Annotated in this window: 14 protein-coding genes and 2 tRNA genes; 13 read left to right on the top strand and 3 right to left on the bottom strand. The window is 52.4% G+C overall.

Features of this window, described 5'->3' with window-relative positions:
* Positions 1-37 precede the first annotated feature (37 nt).
* The 3 genes from ftsH (at position 38) to glmM (ending at position 4,249) form a co-directional block, all read left to right on the top strand.
* Positions 38-1,972 (top strand): ATP-dependent zinc metalloprotease FtsH, encoded by a 1,935-nt coding sequence (gene ftsH / locus OGY37_RS00570; protein WP_003025013.1) that lies wholly within the window; start codon positions 38-40, stop codon positions 1,970-1,972.
* A gap of 98 nt (positions 1,973-2,070) precedes the next feature.
* Positions 2,071-2,919 carry a dihydropteroate synthase gene (folP, locus tag OGY37_RS00565; RefSeq protein ID WP_048225717.1) on the top strand — a complete coding sequence of 283 codons (849 nt, stop codon included), beginning with the start codon at positions 2,071-2,073 and terminating at the stop codon, positions 2,917-2,919.
* Positions 2,912-4,249 carry a phosphoglucosamine mutase gene (glmM, locus tag OGY37_RS00560; protein WP_008785919.1) on the top strand — a complete coding sequence of 446 codons (1,338 nt, stop codon included), beginning with the start codon at positions 2,912-2,914 and terminating at the stop codon, positions 4,247-4,249. The genes folP and glmM overlap by 8 nt, the downstream gene beginning before the upstream one ends.
* A 44-nt stretch (positions 4,250-4,293) precedes the next feature.
* Here glmM and dcuC read toward each other — a convergent pair whose 3' ends face one another.
* Positions 4,294-5,760 carry a C4-dicarboxylate transporter DcuC gene (gene dcuC / locus OGY37_RS00555; protein WP_003828720.1) on the bottom strand — a complete coding sequence of 489 codons (1,467 nt, stop codon included), beginning with the start codon at positions 5,758-5,760 and terminating at the stop codon, positions 4,294-4,296.
* 10 nt (positions 5,761-5,770) lie between these two features.
* Positions 5,771-6,904 (bottom strand): beta-aspartyl-peptidase, encoded by a 1,134-nt coding sequence (gene iadA / locus OGY37_RS00550; protein ID WP_286619796.1) that lies wholly within the window; start codon positions 6,902-6,904, stop codon positions 5,771-5,773.
* Positions 6,905-7,052: 148 nt separating this feature from the next.
* Here iadA and OGY37_RS00545 point away from each other — a divergent pair, with 148 nt between their 5' ends.
* The 3 genes from OGY37_RS00545 to OGY37_RS00535 all read left to right on the top strand — a co-directional run bounded on the left by OGY37_RS00545 (position 7,053) and on the right by OGY37_RS00535 (position 8,542).
* The gene (locus tag OGY37_RS00545) at positions 7,053-7,946 is read left to right on the top strand and encodes a LysR family transcriptional regulator (protein ID WP_003828716.1); all 894 of its coding nucleotides are present in this window, start codon (positions 7,053-7,055) and stop codon (positions 7,944-7,946) included.
* Positions 7,947-8,113: 167 nt separating this feature from the next.
* The gene (gene secG, locus OGY37_RS00540) at positions 8,114-8,446 is read left to right on the top strand and encodes a preprotein translocase subunit SecG (protein ID WP_003025000.1); all 333 of its coding nucleotides are present in this window, start codon (positions 8,114-8,116) and stop codon (positions 8,444-8,446) included.
* A 9-nt stretch (positions 8,447-8,455) separates the two neighbouring features.
* Positions 8,456-8,542 (top strand) — tRNA-Leu (locus OGY37_RS00535).
* Between the two features lie 196 nt (positions 8,543-8,738).
* Here OGY37_RS00535 and argG read toward each other — a convergent pair.
* Entirely contained in the window at positions 8,739-10,082 is a 1,344-nt protein-coding gene (argG, locus tag OGY37_RS00530; protein ID WP_003828714.1) for an argininosuccinate synthase, read from the bottom strand.
* 334 nt (positions 10,083-10,416) lie between these two features.
* On the opposite strand from argG, the gene OGY37_RS00525 reads away from it, so the two are divergent.
* The 7 genes from OGY37_RS00525 to rpsO all read left to right on the top strand — a co-directional run bounded on the left by OGY37_RS00525 (position 10,417) and on the right by rpsO (position 17,425).
* A tRNA-Met gene (locus OGY37_RS00525) sits at positions 10,417-10,493 on the top strand.
* A gap of 207 nt (positions 10,494-10,700) precedes the next feature.
* Entirely contained in the window at positions 10,701-11,153 is a 453-nt protein-coding gene (gene rimP / locus OGY37_RS00520; protein WP_003024996.1) for a ribosome maturation factor RimP, read from the top strand.
* 28 nt (positions 11,154-11,181) lie between these two features.
* On the top strand, positions 11,182-12,669 hold the full coding sequence (gene nusA / locus OGY37_RS00515) for a transcription termination factor NusA (protein ID WP_003024992.1): 1,488 nt from the start codon (positions 11,182-11,184) through the stop codon (positions 12,667-12,669).
* A gap of 24 nt (positions 12,670-12,693) precedes the next feature.
* Positions 12,694-15,384, top strand: a complete 2,691-nt coding sequence (gene infB / locus OGY37_RS00510; protein ID WP_003828710.1) for a translation initiation factor IF-2 — start codon at positions 12,694-12,696, stop codon at positions 15,382-15,384.
* A gap of 149 nt (positions 15,385-15,533) precedes the next feature.
* Positions 15,534-15,938 (top strand): 30S ribosome-binding factor RbfA, encoded by a 405-nt coding sequence (rbfA, locus tag OGY37_RS00505; RefSeq protein WP_003024988.1) that lies wholly within the window; start codon positions 15,534-15,536, stop codon positions 15,936-15,938.
* Complete coding sequence (gene truB, locus OGY37_RS00500) at positions 15,938-16,882, top strand: tRNA pseudouridine(55) synthase TruB (protein WP_003828704.1); 945 nt, start codon at positions 15,938-15,940, stop codon at positions 16,880-16,882. The genes rbfA and truB overlap by 1 nt, the downstream gene beginning before the upstream one ends.
* Positions 16,883-17,155: 273 nt before the next feature.
* Positions 17,156-17,425: a 30S ribosomal protein S15 gene (gene rpsO / locus OGY37_RS00495; protein ID WP_000059465.1), complete on the top strand. Its 270-nt coding sequence runs from the start codon at positions 17,156-17,158 to the stop codon at positions 17,423-17,425.
* The last annotated feature ends 147 nt before the right edge of the window (positions 17,426-17,572 follow it).

Genomic DNA, 17,572 nt, shown 5'->3' with positions numbered 1-17,572 from the left:
AACACAGTTGTAATATGAGGTTAATCCCTTGAGTGACATGGCGAAAAACCTAATTCTCTGGCTGGTCATTGCCGTTGTGCTGATGTCAGTATTCCAGAGCTTTGGGCCCAGCGAGTCTAATGGCCGTAAGGTTGATTACTCTACCTTCCTGCAAGAGGTCAATCAGGACCAGGTTCGTGAAGCGAAGATCAACGGACGTGAGATTAACGTTACCAAGAAAGATAGTAACCGTTACACGACCTACATCCCGGTTAACGATCCGAAGCTGCTTGATAACCTGCTGACCAAAAACGTCAAGGTTGTTGGCGAACCACCTGAAGAGCCGAGCCTGCTGGCTTCTATCTTCATTTCCTGGTTCCCAATGCTGCTGCTGATTGGTGTCTGGATCTTCTTCATGCGTCAGATGCAGGGCGGTGGTGGCAAAGGTGCCATGTCGTTCGGCAAGAGCAAAGCGCGCATGCTGACGGAAGATCAGATCAAAACGACTTTTGCTGACGTTGCGGGTTGTGACGAAGCAAAAGAAGAAGTCGCTGAGCTGGTTGAGTATCTGCGCGAACCGAGCCGTTTCCAGAAACTGGGCGGTAAAATCCCGAAAGGCGTCCTGATGGTTGGTCCTCCGGGTACGGGTAAAACCCTGCTGGCGAAAGCTATCGCAGGTGAAGCGAAGGTTCCATTCTTCACAATTTCCGGTTCTGATTTCGTGGAAATGTTCGTGGGTGTCGGTGCATCTCGTGTGCGTGACATGTTCGAACAAGCCAAGAAAGCGGCACCGTGCATCATCTTCATCGATGAAATCGACGCCGTAGGTCGCCAGCGTGGCGCAGGTCTGGGCGGTGGTCACGATGAACGTGAACAGACGCTGAACCAGATGCTGGTTGAGATGGACGGCTTCGAAGGTAACGAAGGTATTATCGTTATCGCAGCAACTAACCGTCCAGACGTTCTTGACCCTGCGCTGCTGCGTCCAGGCCGTTTCGACCGTCAGGTTGTGGTTGGTCTGCCAGACGTTCGCGGTCGTGAACAGATCCTGAAAGTGCATATGCGTCGCGTACCGCTGTCTCCGGATATCGATGCGGCAATCATTGCACGTGGCACGCCTGGCTTCTCCGGTGCGGACCTCGCGAACCTGGTGAACGAAGCGGCGCTGTTTGCTGCTCGTGGCAACAAGCGCGTAGTGTCGATGGTTGAGTTCGAAAAAGCGAAAGACAAAATCATGATGGGTGCGGAACGTCGCTCCATGGTGATGACGGAAGCGCAGAAAGAATCTACCGCGTATCACGAAGCTGGCCACGCGATTATCGGTCGCCTGGTACCGGAACACGATCCGGTGCACAAAGTAACGATTATCCCGCGCGGTCGTGCGCTGGGTGTGACCTTCTTCCTGCCTGAAGGCGACGCAATCAGCGCCAGCCGTCAGAAACTGGAAAGTCAGATCTCCACACTGTACGGTGGCCGTCTGGCGGAAGAGATCATCTACGGTGCTGAACATGTTTCTACCGGTGCGTCGAACGACATTAAAGTCGCGACTAACCTGGCGCGTAACATGGTTACTCAGTGGGGCTTCTCCGATAAACTCGGTCCGTTGCTGTACGCTGAAGAAGAAGGCGAAGTGTTCCTGGGACGTTCTGTGGCGAAAGCTAAACACATGTCCGATGAAACCGCTCGCATTATCGATCAGGAAGTTAAACTGCTGATTGAGCGTAACTATGACCGTGCACGTCGTTTGCTTAACGAAAACATGGACATTCTGCACTCGATGAAAGATGCGCTCATGAAATATGAGACCATCGATGCGCCGCAGATTGACGATCTGATGGCTCGCCGCGATGTGCGTCCGCCAGCGGGTTGGGAAGAACCGGGTTCTTCTAATAACAACTCTGGCAGCACCGGCAAGCCGAGTGCACCGCGTCCGGTTGATGAACCGCGTGCGCCGGACTCTGGCACTATGTCAGAGCAACTGGGCGACAAATAAGTTATCGTCGATGATGACCGTGTTTTAATTGAAAACCCTGGGGCTTGCTCCGGGGTTTTTCTTATCTGCATATTCAAGATTTTACCAGGGATAAAACTATGAAACTCTTTGCTCAGGGTTCTTCACTGGATCTCAGCCATCCGCACGTCATGGGGATTTTGAACGTCACGCCAGACTCATTTTCCGATGGCGGAGCGCACAACTCTCTTGTTGAGGCGGTAAAACACGCAAACCTGATGATTAACGCCGGGGCGACTATCATTGATGTGGGCGGTGAGTCCACGCGTCCGGGCGCGGCTGATGTGAGTGTGGAAGAAGAGTTGCAGCGAGTGATCCCAGTGGTCGAGGCGATTGCTCAGCGTTTTGAAGTGTGGATTTCGGTCGATACCTCAAAACCCGAAGTGATTCGCGAATGCGCCAGAGTTGGCGCGCATATCATCAATGATATTCGCTCGCTCTCGGAGCCTGGAGCGCTGGAAGCCGCAGCGGAGACCGGATTGCCGGTTTGCCTGATGCATATGCAGGGGCAGCCGAAAACCATGCAGGAAGCACCAAAGTATGAGGATGTTTTTGCTGAGGTAAACCGTTACTTTGTTGAGCAAATAGCACGTTGCGAGCGGGCTGGAATCACAAAAGATAAATTGTTGCTCGACCCCGGATTCGGATTCGGTAAAAATCTCACTCACAACTACACATTACTGGCACGTTTGTCTGAGTTTCATCATTTTAATCTGCCATTGCTGGTTGGGATGTCACGAAAATCAATGGTTGGCCAGTTACTGAATGTGGGGCCATCTGAACGCCTGAGCGGTAGCCTTGCGTGCGCGGTGATTGCCGCAATGCAGGGGGCGCAGATCGTTCGTGTCCATGACGTCAAAGAAACCGTAGAAGCGATGCGTGTGGTGGAAGCCACATTGTCTGCAAAGGAAAAAAAACGCTATGAGTAATCGTAAATATTTTGGCACTGATGGGATCCGCGGTCGCGTAGGCGATGCCCCAATTACTCCTGACTTTGTGCTCAAGCTGGGCTGGGCTGCAGGGAAAGTGCTTGCTCGTCATGGTTCACGTAAAATTATTATCGGTAAAGATACGCGTATTTCCGGCTATATGCTGGAGTCTGCGCTGGAAGCGGGCCTGGCTGCCGCCGGACTCTCAGCCTCATTCACAGGGCCAATGCCAACACCCGCCGTTGCGTATCTGACGCGCGCCTTCCGTGCTGAGGCCGGGATTGTTATCTCCGCTTCGCACAACCCGTACTATGACAACGGGATTAAATTCTTCTCTACCGACGGGACTAAACTGCCGGATGCAGTGGAAGAAGCCATTGAAGCCGAGATGGAAAAAGCGATCACCTGCGTGGATTCCGCTGAACTGGGTAAAGCCACACGTATCGTTGATGCTGCCGGTCGCTATATCGAGTTTTGCAAAGGCACCTTCCCGAACGAATTGAGCCTGAATGAGCTTAAAATTGTGGTGGATTGCGCTAACGGTGCGACGTACCACATTGCGCCAAATGTACTGCGTGAACTGGGTGCAAACGTGATTGCCATTGGCTGTGAGCCAAACGGTGTGAATATCAATGAAGAAGTCGGTGCCACCGACGTCCGTGCCCTGCAGGCGCGCGTGATTGCGGAAAAAGCCGATCTGGGTATTGCGCTGGATGGCGATGGCGACCGCGTCATTATGGTTGACCACGAAGGTAATAAGGTCGATGGCGATCAGATCATGTACATCATCGCCCGTGAAGCCCTGCGTCAGGGTCAGCTGCGCGGTGGCGCGGTAGGTACGCTGATGAGCAACATGGGCCTCGAGCTGGCGCTGAAACAGCTGGGTATTCCGTTTGCCCGTGCAAAAGTTGGCGACCGTTATGTGCTGGAAAAAATGCAGGAAAAAGGCTGGCGTATCGGTGCCGAAAACTCTGGTCATGTGATCCTGCTGGACAAAACCACCACTGGTGATGGCATCGTGGCGGGCCTGCAGGTGCTGGCGGCGATGGTGCGCAACCATATGAGCTTGCACGACCTGTGCAGCGGCATGAAAATGTTCCCACAGCTGCTGGTTAACGTACGATACACAGCAGGTAGCGGCGATCCGCTGGAACATGAAAACGTGAAAGCGGTGATGGCGGAAGTGGAAGCGGCGCTGGGTAACCGTGGACGCGTCCTGCTGCGTAAGTCTGGTACCGAACCGTTAATTCGTGTGATGGTTGAAGGTGAAGACGAAGCGCAGGTGACTGAATTCGCCCACCGTATTGCCGATGCTGTGAAAGCGGCGTAATTCCGAAGAAAGTGAAAGCCGGAGTCTGAGACTCCGGCTTTTTTTTACTGTACGGCAAGCGGCTGTTTACGTCGGCGCTGCCAGAAGTAACCACCGACCATCAGTAGCACAAGGGCTGCCAGCCACGGCAGAACCGCCAGCAGATGCCCAGACCGGGCAAAGGTTAACGCAATCATCAGTAGCCAACCGCCCAGCATCGGAATCGCGGTACGCTTAACAATATCCACAGGCGAGACACCTGCAATCCCTGCGATAGCAATGATTACGCCGGCGATGGGCGATAACGTACGACCAATACCCGCAGAGATCTGGATAGGCAACATCATGACAGCGATATCGCTGCCGATATGACGGCTGATGTCCGGCACCATGGGTGCGAAGGAGAAAAATGCCGCATTCCCGGAGCCCATCAGCGCTGAAATTGCGAAGGTGATCAGGGTCATCAGCAGGATAATAGAGGCGGCGCTTAGGCCAAATTCACCGGAAAGTGACAACAGTGCGTCAACGGCACCAATGGCTTTCAGTCCGGCGGAAAAGACTTCACCGGCGATAATCAGCGTCACGACGGTGGCAAAAACGCTGCCCATGCTGTCGAAAACCTTTTGTACGCCAGCCATCACCTCGCGCGCCTTGCGATGACGGCAGTATTCACAAACCAGCGTAATAGCGAGGCTTATCAGTACGGCGGTATCCAGCGTGATCTTGAGTGAGCTGAATACTAAATCGCTGCACACCAGCATCAATACCAGCGGCAGCATGGGCAGAAACAGCCAGGCGATAGGTGCGTCGGCTTCATCAGTCGCCGTTAATGTCTGCATTTGCTGAGCTGTATTGTCGCCACTTTCCCGACGGTCAAAAAAGCGTTGCACAACAATATGCAGTAGGGCGATGAAAAGAATGACGGGTACAACGATCGGCAACTGATCCTGCACGAAATAGTTCACGACCTCGATGCCTGCAGTTTTGGCGGCGAGAACAGAGTTGCCGGAACCGGGGCCAAACTCAACCGCACAGGTACTGGCGATAACGGCGGCAACCGCGGCGCGGCTACAGCCAAGACGGGTAAGCAATGGGTAAAGCGTCGCCATCAACAGCAGACCCAATCCGGTGGCGCTGCTGATAAACAGCGACAGGAATTGACCCAGTAGCAGTGCCAGCCCCAGCAGCAGATAAGGCGAGTTCAGGCGTTGCAAAGGACGAGATGTCACCCGAACCAGTACCTGGCTTGCGCCAATGGCCGACATATAGGTGGCAAAACCACCAATCAGCATAATTTGCAGACCGAGGCCGCCGAGACGCACGCTCAGGGTATCGCGAATAAACTCAAAGGCGTCAAAGGGGCCAAATCCAGTGCTCTTTTTCACCAGGCCACTGAGTGAGGTCATTCCGCTAAAATGCGCGATAAGCAACAGCACAATCCCGGTCAATAACAGTACCGACTGGGGGTGATATTTTTTGAGGATTAGACGTCCGGCAAAAATGATGGCGATTAGCGCCAGTAGTAACGACATTCTTGCCCCCTTACTCGAAGTTGCCGGTAACCAGGCACTCGCCATCCCGCAGCAACGGTTTACCCGCGGCAAACAGATGGGCCAGCGAGAGGTCATCATTGAGTACACAGATATCAGCACGTTCTCCGGCGCAGAGCACGCCCCCGGAAATACCCAGCGAGCGCGCAACGTTTGCCGTCAGCATCGCGATGGCCTGTTGCACCGGAATCCCGACATCAATCAGGCGAGGAAGCAGGTTAAGATTGCCTGCGACCGGTGCTGCGCTTAAACCTTCAACGATACCCTGAGCGTTAAAGCGTGGAACGCTGCCGTTGCCGTCAGAACTGATCGTGATGCGCTCCGCCGGAACCTGTGCTTCGAGTGCGTGGAGAATCGCTTGTTCCTGAGGCATAAAACGACTGCCACCTGACGTAACATCGATATGGCCGCCGCGATGGGCAAAAGCAATTGCCTGTTCGAACAAGGGCTCAGTTCTCGCAACATGCGTCGGTGAAATATGGTGAATCGGAATACCCGCATCACACAGCTCAATAAGTTGCGACATCCCTTCCGGCAGATTCCCCAGGTGCACATGCAGCAAGCCTTTTTTCCCTGCCAGCAGGGAAGCGACGCGAATATCGCTCACTATCCTCAGCAACTCCTGGAAAGAGGGGTAAGAGCCACGGTGATCGGCGAGGGCGATTTTTACACCAAGAATTGCCGGAATGAAGGCCATATCATCGCGGATGGATCGCGTAATAGTTGGGCTGGGAACGGCGTAGGCTCCCGTGTGCATAAACGCGCGTAATCCCTCAAGGTTGAGAGACTGCATTTTAGCGTAGAGGTCTTTGGGTGAACGAGAAATGGCATCGGTGCCTAACACGCCAACCACCGTGGTAATACCTGCCTGAATCAGATCGCGCAGCTTGACGGCGGGCGTCCGACTGGAAAATCCGGCTTCACCACCGCCACCGGTAAGATGAACATGCTGATCGATGATACCAGGGATAACCCATTTACCCCGACAATCGATGACCTCGTTGATGCCATCAAACAATGAAATATCTTTTTCTACCGCCACAATTCGGTCGGCATGAATGAGCAGGGAGCAGAGGCCTAAATCCTCAGGAGAAAAAACACGGGCATTGGTCAATAAAGTAAACATAGCGGTCCTGTCAAACGTCGAGGGTGAGAGTCGGCAGGTGAAACGAAATATTGTTGTTATGATGCCCACCATAAAGCCATTACTATAACTATGACTATTACCGATTTGTTATTGGAGGATGCGGTTATGGCATGGCGGAGAGCACAACGTGGATTGTAAGTGGCTGGAAGATTTTCTGGCCTTGAGCCAGCATGGAAACTACTCTCAGGCCGCGGCGCAGCGGCATATTACTCAACCTGCGTTGAGTCGGCGTATAAAGGCGCTGGAAGAGGTGCTGGGCGTACCTTTGTTTGACCGGACAACGACCCCCGTCACGCTGACGCGCTATGGTGAACGCTTTGAGCCTTATGCCCGGCATGTCCTCAGCACGTTAACAGAGGCACGTCATGAGCTGTCGGCGATGACGCCAGCAACGGATAACACGCTGGTGATGGTCAGCCTGCATACGCTGTCGGTGAATATCCTGCCGGATATGATCAACTACCTGCGACAGAGTGAGCCGCAGTTAAACTTTACGGTAAACGCCAGTATCCAGGGGATAGACAACCACTTCAATGCCCTGATGAACCGGCAAATTGATTTGCTGGTGACCTACGATTTACCGTCCGCGCAGCCTGGGCTGGAGATCGCTGGAGGGTTAAAACGTTCCCTATGGCGGTATGAGCGATTTATACCGGTTATTTCAGCCCAGTTGGCTGATGCGCTTAATGATCCGCATGCTCCGATTCCGTGGCTATGCTACAGCGACTACACCTTTGTCAGACGTATTATTGAGTCGGCAGAACAACGCGTCCGCCCACGGCTAAAAAAAGTATTTGAGAGTGGTTTAAGCGAAACGATACGAGAAATGGTACTGCGCCATATGGGAGTGGCCTGGTTACCTGAATCGATGGTGGCGGAAGAGTTGGTGAATCAGCAAATTATTCACTGCTGGCCAGAAAATACAGATCTGATTTGTGAAATCCCCGTTGTGGTATGGGCGAATCTTGAAGATCAACGTGCTGTTATGCAGAGATGCTGGGAGAAGTTGCTGCGTTTTTGATTGATATGGCGATTTTTTCCGCAGTTGATACAATGCTAACAAATTGCCCTTGCGAAGGTTATTCGCTTTGGTTAGTATTCACACCCGCTTCAGTGGGAAACAGTAAATATTCCCGCTTTAATGGTCGAAGCATTGTACGCGGCAACTCCGCAAGGAACAGGTTGATTATGCACGAAGCTCTTTTAGTAGTTTTCCTTATTGTGGCAATTGGCCTGGTAGGCTTGATCATGCTGCAGCAAGGCAAAGGCGCTGATATGGGAGCCTCTTTTGGCGCAGGCGCTTCTGGTACTCTGTTTGGTTCAAGTGGTTCTGGTAACTTCATGACCCGTATGACAGCTGTATTGGGAACCTTGTTCTTCATCATCAGTCTGGTGCTGGGTAACATGAACAGCAATAAGACCAATAAAGGAAGTGAGTGGGAAAATCTGAGCGCACCGGCGAAAACCGAGCAAACTCAGCCAGCTGCTCCGGCTCAGCCGACCAGCGATATCCCACGCTAAGTATTCTGTACCGAGGTGGTGGAATTGGTAGACACGCTACCTTGAGGTGGTAGTGCCCTAACGGGCTTGTGGGTTCGAGTCCCATCCTCGGTACCAAATTCCAAAAAAAAGACGCTGCAAAGCGTCTTTTTTTTCGTCTGTTATTTATGGCTGTCTGTAGGTCGGATAAGCGTAGCATCATCAGGCGTTGTAATAATGTCGGATGGCGGCGTAAACGCCTTATCCGACCTACAGACATCCTATATTCCGCGCATAAAAAAGGCCGCTTGCGCGGCCTTAAGATAGTGAATCTTTACTTCGCCTTATTTTCCAGATTCTCAACCTGCGGCAGGCCGGTTGCGGAAGAGGCGGTCAGCAGGCCAGACTGCGCATAGCCGAACAGCTTCTCGCGGGTATCGGTGATATCCAGGTTACGCATGGTCAACTGACCGATACGGTCGTCCGGAGAGAATACGGAGTCGCCTTTTTCCATCGTCAGACGTTCTGGTTTGTACGTCAGATTGTCAGACACGGTGTTGAGGATTGAGTAGTCATTACCACGACGCAGTTCCAGCGTGACTTCACCGGTAATCTGGCTGGCAACCCAACGCTGCAGACCGTCACGCAGCATCAGCGCCTGAGAGTCGAACCAGCGTCCCTGATACAGCAGACGACCAAGCTGGCGACCGTGTGCGTGATACTGCTCGATGGTATCTTCGTTGTGAATACCGGTCAGCAGACGCTCGTAGGCGATATGCAGCAATGCCATCCCCGGGGCTTCGTAGATGCCACGGCTCTTCGCTTCAATGATGCGGTTTTCAATCTGATCGCTCATACCCAGACCGTGACGGCCGCCGATACGGTTGGCTTCCAGCATCATCTCAACGTCGTCGCTGAAGGTTTTACCGTTCAGAGCAACCGGATGACCCTGTTCAAAACGAACGGTAACTTCTTCCGCAGGAATTTTGACGTTTTCGTCCCAGAATTTGACGCCCATGATCGGGTTAACAATCTTGACGCTGGAGTTCAGAAATTCCAGATCTTTAGCTTCGTGCGTTGCACCCAACATATTGGAGTCAGTGGAGTAGGCTTTCTCAACGGACATCTTGTAGTCGAAACCACAGGCAATCATAAATTCGGACATCTCATGGCGACCGCCGAGCTCATCGATAAAATCGGTATCCAGCCATGGTTTGTAAATCTGCAGTTCGGCGTTGGTCAGCAGACCGTAACGATAGAAACGTTCAATATCGTTACCTTTATAGGTGCTACCGTCGCCCCAGATGTTTACACCATCTTCTTTCATTGCGGCAACCAGCATGGTGCCGGTCACGGCACGGCCCAGCGGGGTGGTATTGAAGTAGGTCAGTCCGCCAGTGGTGTTGTGGAATGCTCCGCACTGAATGGCAGCGATCCCCTCGGCAACCAGCTGCTTACGGCAATCTACCAGGCGAGCATTCTCAGCACCATATTCCATTGCACGGCGAGGAATGGCGTCATAGTCATCCTCATCCGGCTGACCCAAATTCGCAGTATATGCATATGGGACAGCCCCTTTTTGTCGCATCCACAGCAGTGCTGCACTGGTGTCCAGGCCGCCGGAAAAAGCGATACCAATACGTTGACCTACCGGGAGATGCTTGAGAATCGTCGTCATAAAATAAAACCCTGCTTGATAGACTGGTGAAGAGGTCGGCTTATTATACTAATTGCATTTTTATGCAAAATAAATGAGTTTTCATTTAATCATCTTTTCTGGATGACAGGAAGAGTTTAGTGATAATTTCGTTAAATAACGGCGTGGGCGGCATATTTATCTTGCTGGGTTAGCGCTAGGCAGCATTCATTGATTTGCATAGTCGTAACAAGGTTGACATAACGCATAGTGAATCAATATACTGTGCGCAGATTTTACGTCCCGTCCTCGGTACCAAATCCCAGCAGTATTTGCATTTTTTACCCAAAACGAGTAAAATTTGCCACGTTTCAGGCGCGGGGTGGAGCAGCCTGGTAGCTCGTCGGGCTCATAACCCGAAGGTCGTCGGTTCAAATCCGGCCCCCGCAACCACTTTCCCTTAGAGTTCTTTTTCAAATATACTGTGAAGACTTAGGCCTTCGTAGCTGGATTTGAAAAAAATTCTTTCGGAAGGTTCTCCGAACCGCAGGTGCGGTTATAGGGTTCAGTTATCTAAAGCCCCGATTTATCGGGGTTTTTTGTTATCTGACTACAGAATAACTGGGCTTTAGGCCCTTTTTTTATGTCTTGGGGGTGGGCTTGTCCACATTAGAGCAAAAATTAACAGAGATGATTACAGCGCCGGTTGAAGCCCTGGGCTACGAACTGGTCGGCATCGAATTTATTCGTGGTCGCACATCCACACTGCGCATCTATATTGATAGTGAAGATGGCATCAATGTTGATGATTGTGCTGATGTGAGCCATCAGGTAAGCGCCGTGATGGATGTCGAAGACCCAATCACCGTTGCCTATAACCTGGAAGTCTCCTCTCCGGGTCTCGACCGTCCTCTGTTCACAGCTGAACACTACGTGCGTTTCCTGGGTGAAGAAGTCACGCTGGTTCTTCGTATGGCGGTACAAAACCGTCGTAAATGGCAGGGCGTTATCAAAGCGGTGGACGGTGAGATGATCACGGTCACAGTCGAAGGCAAAGATGAAGTGTTCGCGCTGAGTAATATCCAGAAGGCGAACCTGGTTCCCCACTTTTAACAGTCTGGATTGAGGTGAAAAGCCCGCGATGAACAAAGAAATTTTGGCTGTTGTTGAAGCCGTATCCAACGAAAAAGCGCTGCCACGCGAGAAAATTTTTGAAGCGCTGGAAAGTGCGCTGGCTACAGCAACAAAGAAAAAATATGAGCAAGAGATCGACGTTCGCGTAGAAATCGATCGTAAAAGCGGTGATTTCGATACCTTCCGTCGTTGGGTAATCGTAGAAGAAGTTACTCAGCCGACCAAAGAAATTACGCTGGAAGCGGCACGCTTCGAAGACGAAAGTCTGAACGTGGGCGAATATGTTGAAGATCAGATTGAATCTGTCACCTTTGACCGTATCACCACCCAGACCGCGAAGCAGGTTATCGTACAGAAAGTACGTGAAGCTGAACGCGCAATGGTTGTTGATCAGTTCCGCGAACACGAAGGCGAAATCGTCACCGGTGTGGTGAAGAAAGTAAACCGCGACAACATTTCTCTGGATCTGGGCAGTAATGCTGAAGCTGTGATCCTGCGTGAAGACATGCTGCCGCGTGAAAACTTCCGCCCTGGTGACCGTATTCGTGGCGTTCTGTACTCAGTTCGCCCGGAAGCGCGCGGTGCACAGCTGTTCGTAACCCGTTCCAAGCCGGAAATGCTGATTGAGCTGTTCCGCATTGAAGTGCCGGAAATCGGCGAAGAAGTTATCGAAATTAAAGCGGCTGCTCGCGATCCGGGATCGCGTGCGAAAATCGCCGTTAAGACCAACGACAAGCGTATTGATCCGGTCGGCGCCTGTGTTGGTATGCGCGGTGCGCGCGTTCAGGCGGTTTCTACCGAACTGGGCGGCGAGCGTATCGATATCGTCCTGTGGGATGATAACCCGGCGCAGTTCGTGATTAACGCAATGGCGCCAGCAGACGTCGCTTCTATCGTGGTGGATGAAGACAAACACACCATGGATATCGCGGTTGAAGCCGGTAACCTGGCTCAGGCGATTGGACGTAATGGTCAGAACGTCCGCCTGGCTTCACAACTGAGCGGTTGGGAACTCAACGTGATGACCGTTGATGACCTGCAAGCGAAGCATCAGGCTGAAGCACATGCAGCCATCGATACCTTCACCAAATATCTCGATATCGATGAAGATTTCGCGACCGTTCTGGTGGAAGAAGGTTTTGCGACGCTGGAAGAACTGGCCTACGTGCCAATGAAAGAACTGCTGGAAATTGACGGCCTGGATGAACAGACCGTTGAAGCGCTGCGCGAGCGTGCTAAAAACGCACTGACCACTCTGGCACTGGCCCAGGAAGAAAGCCTCGGTGATAACAAACCGGCTGACGATCTGCTGAATCTGGAAGGATTGGATCGTGAGATGGCCTTCAAACTGGCGGCCCGTGGTGTTTGTACGCTGGAAGATCTCGCTGAACAGGGCATTGATGATCTGGCTGATATCGAAGGGTTGACCGACGAAAAAGCCGGTGAGCTGATTATGGCTGCCCGTAATATTTGCTGGTTCGGCGACGAAGCGTAATAAACTGTAGCAGGAAGGAACAGTATGACAGATGTAACCGTAAAAACGCTGGCTGCAGAGATACAGACTTCCGTAGATCGCCTGGTACAGCAATTTGCTGATGCCGGTATTCCGAAGTCTGCTGACGACTCTGTGTCCGCACAAGAGAAACAAACCTTACTGGCGCATTTGAACCGTGAAAACGGCTCAGCGCCGGATAAGTTGACATTGCAGCGTAAAACGCGCAGTACTCTCAATATTCCAGGTACCGGTGGAAAAAGCAAATCGGTACAAATCGAAGTCCGCAAGACACGCACCTTTGTGAAACGCGATCCGCAAGAGGCTGAACGCCTTGCCGCGGAAGAGCAGGCGCAGCGTGAAGCGGAAGAGCAAGCCCGTCGTGAGGCAGAAGAAGCTGCCAAACGCGAGGCGCAACAAAAAGCCGAACGTGAGGCCGCAGAACAAGCTAAGCGTGAAGCCGCTGATAAAGCGAAACGTGAAGCTGCGGAAAAAGACAAAGTGAGCAATCAACAGACCGACGATATGACTAAAACCGCCCAGGCCGAAAAAGCCCGCCGTGAAAATGAAGCCGCAGAACTGAAGCGTAAAGCGGAAGAAGAAGCACGTCGCAAGCTTGAAGAAGAAGCGCGCCGCGTAGCGGAAGAAGCTCGCCGTATGGCGGAAGAAAACGAGAAAAATGGTGTGAATAACGCTGAACCTGTCGAAGACACCAGTGATTATCACGTCACCACCTCTCAGCATGCTCGCCAGGCTGAAGACGAGAACGATCGTGAAGTTGAAGGCGGTCGTGGTCGTACTCGCAGCACTAAAGCAGCGCGTCCGGCGAAAAAAGGTAACAAACACGCTGAATCTAAAGCTGACCGTGAAGAAGCACGTGCAGCGGTTCGCGGCGGTAAAGGCGGTAAGCAGCGTAAAGGTTCCGCTCTGCAGCAGGGCTTCCAGAAGCCAGCTCAGGCCGTTAACCGTGACGTTGTGATCGGCGAAACCATCACCGTTGGCGATCTGGCGAACAAGATGGCGGTCAAAGGCTCTCAGGTCATCAAAGCGATGATGAAACTGGGCGCAATGGCGACCATCAACCAGGTCATCGACCAGGAAACCGCACAGCTGGTTGCCGAAGAGATGGGCCACAAAGTTATCCTGCGTCGTGAAAACGAGCTGGAAGAAGCAGTAATGAGCGACCGTGACACCGGCGCTGCGGCTGAACCGCGCGCACCGGTAGTGACCATCATGGGTCACGTTGACCACGGTAAAACGTCTCTGCTGGACTACATTCGTTCAACGAAAGTGGCCTCTGGCGAAGCGGGCGGCATTACTCAGCACATCGGTGCGTACCACGTTGAAACTGACAACGGTATGATCACCTTCCTGGACACCCCGGGTCACGCCGCGTTTACCTCCATGCGTGCTCGTGGTGCTCAGGCAACGGATATCGTTGTTCTGGTTGTTGCAGCAGACGACGGCGTGATGCCGCAGACTATCGAAGCTATCCAGCACGCGAAAGCGGCAGGTGTGCCGGTAGTTGTTGCAGTCAACAAAATCGATAAACCGGAAGCGGATCCAGATCGCGTTAAAAACGAACTGTCCCAGTACGGCATCATGCCGGAAGAGTGGGGCGGCGAGAGCCAGTTCGTTCACGTTTCTGCGAAAGCGGGTACCGGTATCGACGAACTGCTGGATGCTATCCTGCTGCAGGCCGAAGTACTGGAACTGAAAGCTGTGCGTAAAGGTATGGCGAGCGGTGCGGTTATCGAATCCTTCCTGGATAAAGGTCGTGGCCCGGTTGCTACCGTCCTGGTTCGCGAAGGTACCCTGAACAAGGGTGATATCGTTCTGTGTGGTTTCGAATACGGCCGCGTTCGTGCGATGCGTAACGAACTGGGTCAGGAAGTACTGGAAGCAGGTCCGTCCATTCCGGTGGAAATCCTCGGTCTGTCCGGTGTTCCGGCTGCGGGTGACGAAGTTACTGTTGTTCGTGACGAGAAGAAAGCGCGTGAAGTTGCACTGTACCGTCAGGGCAAATTCCGTGAAGTTAAACTGGCTCGTCAGCAGAAATCTAAACTTGAGAACATGTTCGCCAACATGACCGAAGGCGAAGTTCACGAAGTGAACATCGTGCTGAAGGCTGACGTACAGGGTTCTGTAGAAGCGATTTCCGACTCTTTACTGAAACTGTCTACCGACGAAGTAAAAGTGAAGATCATCGGTTCTGGCGTAGGTGGTATCACCGAAACCGACGCGACCCTGGCTGCGGCATCCAACGCGATTCTGGTTGGCTTCAACGTACGTGCTGATGCCTCTGCACGTAAAGTTATCGAATCAGAAAGCCTGGATCTGCGTTACTACTCCGTCATCTATCATCTGATCGACGAAGTGAAAGCTGCGATGAGCGGCATGCTGTCTCCGGAGCTGAAACAGCAGATCATTGGTCTGGCTGAAGTTCGTGATGTGTTCAAATCACCGAAATTCGGCGCTATCGCAGGCTGTATGGTTACCGAAGGCACGATTAAACGTCACAACCCAATCCGCGTACTGCGCGACAACGTGGTTATCTATGAAGGCGAGCTGGAATCCCTGCGCCGCTTCAAAGATGACGTTAACGAAGTCCGTAACGGTATGGAATGTGGTATCGGCGTTAAGAACTACAACGACGTTCGCGTTGGCGATATGATCGAAGTGTTCGAGATCATCGAGATCAAACGTACAATTGCTTAAGGTTGTTTGGGTGTAGGCCGGATAAGGCGTTTACGCCGACATCCGGCAATGTAATGCCTGATGGCTCTACGCTTATCAGGCCTACAGCCTAATCACCGAATTATTTTCAAAAGGGGCTGAATGCCCCTTTTTTGTCTGGAGAATTTATTATGGCGAAAGAATTTGGTCGCCCACAGCGTGTCGCGCAGGAGATGCAGAAAGAAATCGCACTCATCCTGCAACGCGAAATCAAAGACCCGCGTGTTGGCATGATGACCACCGTATCGGGTGTTGAGATGTCCCGTGATCTGGCATATGCCAAAGTATTCGTGACTTTCCTCAACGATCAGGACGAAGCTGCTGTGAAAAACGGCATTAAGGCACTGCAGGAAGCCTCTGGTTTTATCCGTTCTCTGCTGGGTAAAGCAATGCGTCTGCGTATCGTGCCTGAGCTGACCTTCTTCTACGACAACTCGTTGGTTGAAGGGATGCGCATGTCCAACCTGGTGACCAGCGTGGTGAAACATGACGATGAGCGTCGTGTGAACCCAGCGGACGACAGCAAGGAGGACTGATGAGTCGTCCTCGTCGTCGTGGTCGCGATATTCACGGTGTCCTGCTGCTGGATAAGCCGCAGGGCATGTCCAGCAATGACGTGCTGCAAAAAGTAAAGCGCATCTACAATGCCAACCGCGCGGGACATACCGGCGCGTTGGATCCGCTGGCGACAGGTATGCTGCCTATCTGCCTCGGTGAAGCTACAAAGTTTTCACAGTATTTGCTGGATTCTGACAAACGCTATCGCGTGGTTGCCCGTCTGGGCCAGCGTACTGACACTTCCGATGCCGATGGGCAGATCGTGCAGGAGCGTCCGGTAACCTTCACCGCAGAACAACTGGCGAGCGCGCTGGAGACTTTCCGCGGCGATATCGAGCAGATTCCGTCGATGTATTCGGCGCTGAAGTATCAGGGTAAGAAGCTGTACGAATATGCGCGTCAGGGCATTGAAGTGCCGCGTGAAGCGCGCCCGATTACCGTCTATGAGCTGCTGTTTATCCGTCACGAAGGTAACGAACTGGAGCTGGAAGTTCACTGCTCCAAAGGCACCTATATTCGTACCATCGTTGACGATCTCGGTGAGAAGCTGGGCTGCGGCGCGCACGTAACGTATCTGCGTCGTCTGACGGTCAGCAAGTATCCGGTGGATCGTATGGTTACGCTGGAACACCTGCGTGAGCTGGTCGAACAGGCAGAACAGCAGAACATTCCGGCGGCTCAGCTGCTTGATCCTTTGTTGATGCCAATGGACAGTCCGGCATCGGACTATCCTGTTGTTAATTTGCCTTTAACATCGTCGGTTTACTTTAAAAATGGTAATCCGGTACGGACGACAGGCGCCCCGCTGGAAGGGCTGGTACGCGTGACGGAAGGCGATGACGGCAAGTTTATTGGCATGGGGGAGATGGACGATGAAGGTCGTGTCGCCCCCCGCCGCCTGGTAGTTGAGTATCCTGCATAACGCTCTCTGTCTTGCGATAAAAGGGCGCTGCGAGTAGAATACTGCCGCTTAACGTCGCGTAAATTGTTTAACAATCTGCGTGGCGTATACACAAAATCATTCGAGCTGCATCAAGGCGGCAAGTCTGAGAATCCTCAGGAGCTTACTTAGGTAAGTGACTGAGGTGAGCGGACGCAGCCAACGCAGAGTCAGTTTGAAGGATAAAGTGTATACACTGGGATAGCTGAATTAGAGATCGGCATCCTTTCATTCTTATCACTTTGGAGTTTTAAAATGTCTCTAAGTACTGAAGCTACCGCTAAAATCGTTTCTGAGTTTGGTCGTGATGCAAACGACACCGGTTCTACCGATGTTCAGGTTGCTCTGTTGACTGCACAGATTAACCACCTGCAGGGCCACTTTGCAGAGCACAAAAAAGATCACCACAGCCGTCGTGGTCTGCTGCGCATGGTTTCTCAGCGTCGTAAACTGCTCGACTACCTGAAACGTAAAGATGTTGCACGTTACACCGCGCTGATCGAGCGTCTGGGCCTGCGTCGCTAATTCTTTCGAGTTTCAGAAAGAGGGGGCCTTCATGGCCCCTTTTTTCCAGCAGATGGCAGCAATTCGCTGGAAACTAATGTATTGTTGCTATGAATGATCTTCCGTTGCAGAGGTTCGCGCGGCTAATGAGAGGCTTTACTCATGCTT

Source organism: Citrobacter sp. Cpo030 (genome assembly GCF_030333005.1).
Lineage (GTDB): Bacteria > Pseudomonadota > Gammaproteobacteria > Enterobacterales > Enterobacteriaceae > Citrobacter > Citrobacter portucalensis.
The sequence above is the reverse complement of the archived record's forward strand: the minus strand, read 5'-3'. Positions and strand labels throughout refer to the sequence as shown.

Excerpts from the sequence above, each read along its gene's own strand:
- rbfA (WP_003024988.1), top strand. The coding sequence starts at position 15,534 with ATGGCGAAAGAATTTGGTCGCCCACAGCGTGTCGCGCAGGAGATGCAG.
- ftsH (WP_003025013.1), top strand. The coding sequence starts at position 38 with ATGGCGAAAAACCTAATTCTCTGGCTGGTCATTGCCGTTGTGCTGATG.
- glmM (WP_008785919.1), top strand. The coding sequence starts at position 2,912 with ATGAGTAATCGTAAATATTTTGGCACTGATGGGATCCGCGGTCGCGTA.
- infB (WP_003828710.1), top strand. The coding sequence starts at position 12,694 with ATGACAGATGTAACCGTAAAAACGCTGGCTGCAGAGATACAGACTTCC.
- truB (WP_003828704.1), top strand. The coding sequence starts at position 15,938 with ATGAGTCGTCCTCGTCGTCGTGGTCGCGATATTCACGGTGTCCTGCTG.
- argG (WP_003828714.1), bottom strand. The coding sequence starts at position 10,082 with ATGACGACGATTCTCAAGCATCTCCCGGTAGGTCAACGTATTGGTATC.
- dcuC (WP_003828720.1), bottom strand. The coding sequence starts at position 5,760 with ATGTCGTTACTACTGGCGCTAATCGCCATCATTTTTGCCGGACGTCTA.
- iadA (WP_286619796.1), bottom strand. The coding sequence starts at position 6,904 with ATGTTTACTTTATTGACCAATGCCCGTGTTTTTTCTCCTGAGGATTTA.
- secG (WP_003025000.1), top strand. The coding sequence starts at position 8,114 with ATGCACGAAGCTCTTTTAGTAGTTTTCCTTATTGTGGCAATTGGCCTG.
- rpsO (WP_000059465.1), top strand. The coding sequence starts at position 17,156 with ATGTCTCTAAGTACTGAAGCTACCGCTAAAATCGTTTCTGAGTTTGGT.
- nusA (WP_003024992.1), top strand. The coding sequence starts at position 11,182 with ATGAACAAAGAAATTTTGGCTGTTGTTGAAGCCGTATCCAACGAAAAA.
- folP (WP_048225717.1), top strand. The coding sequence starts at position 2,071 with ATGAAACTCTTTGCTCAGGGTTCTTCACTGGATCTCAGCCATCCGCAC.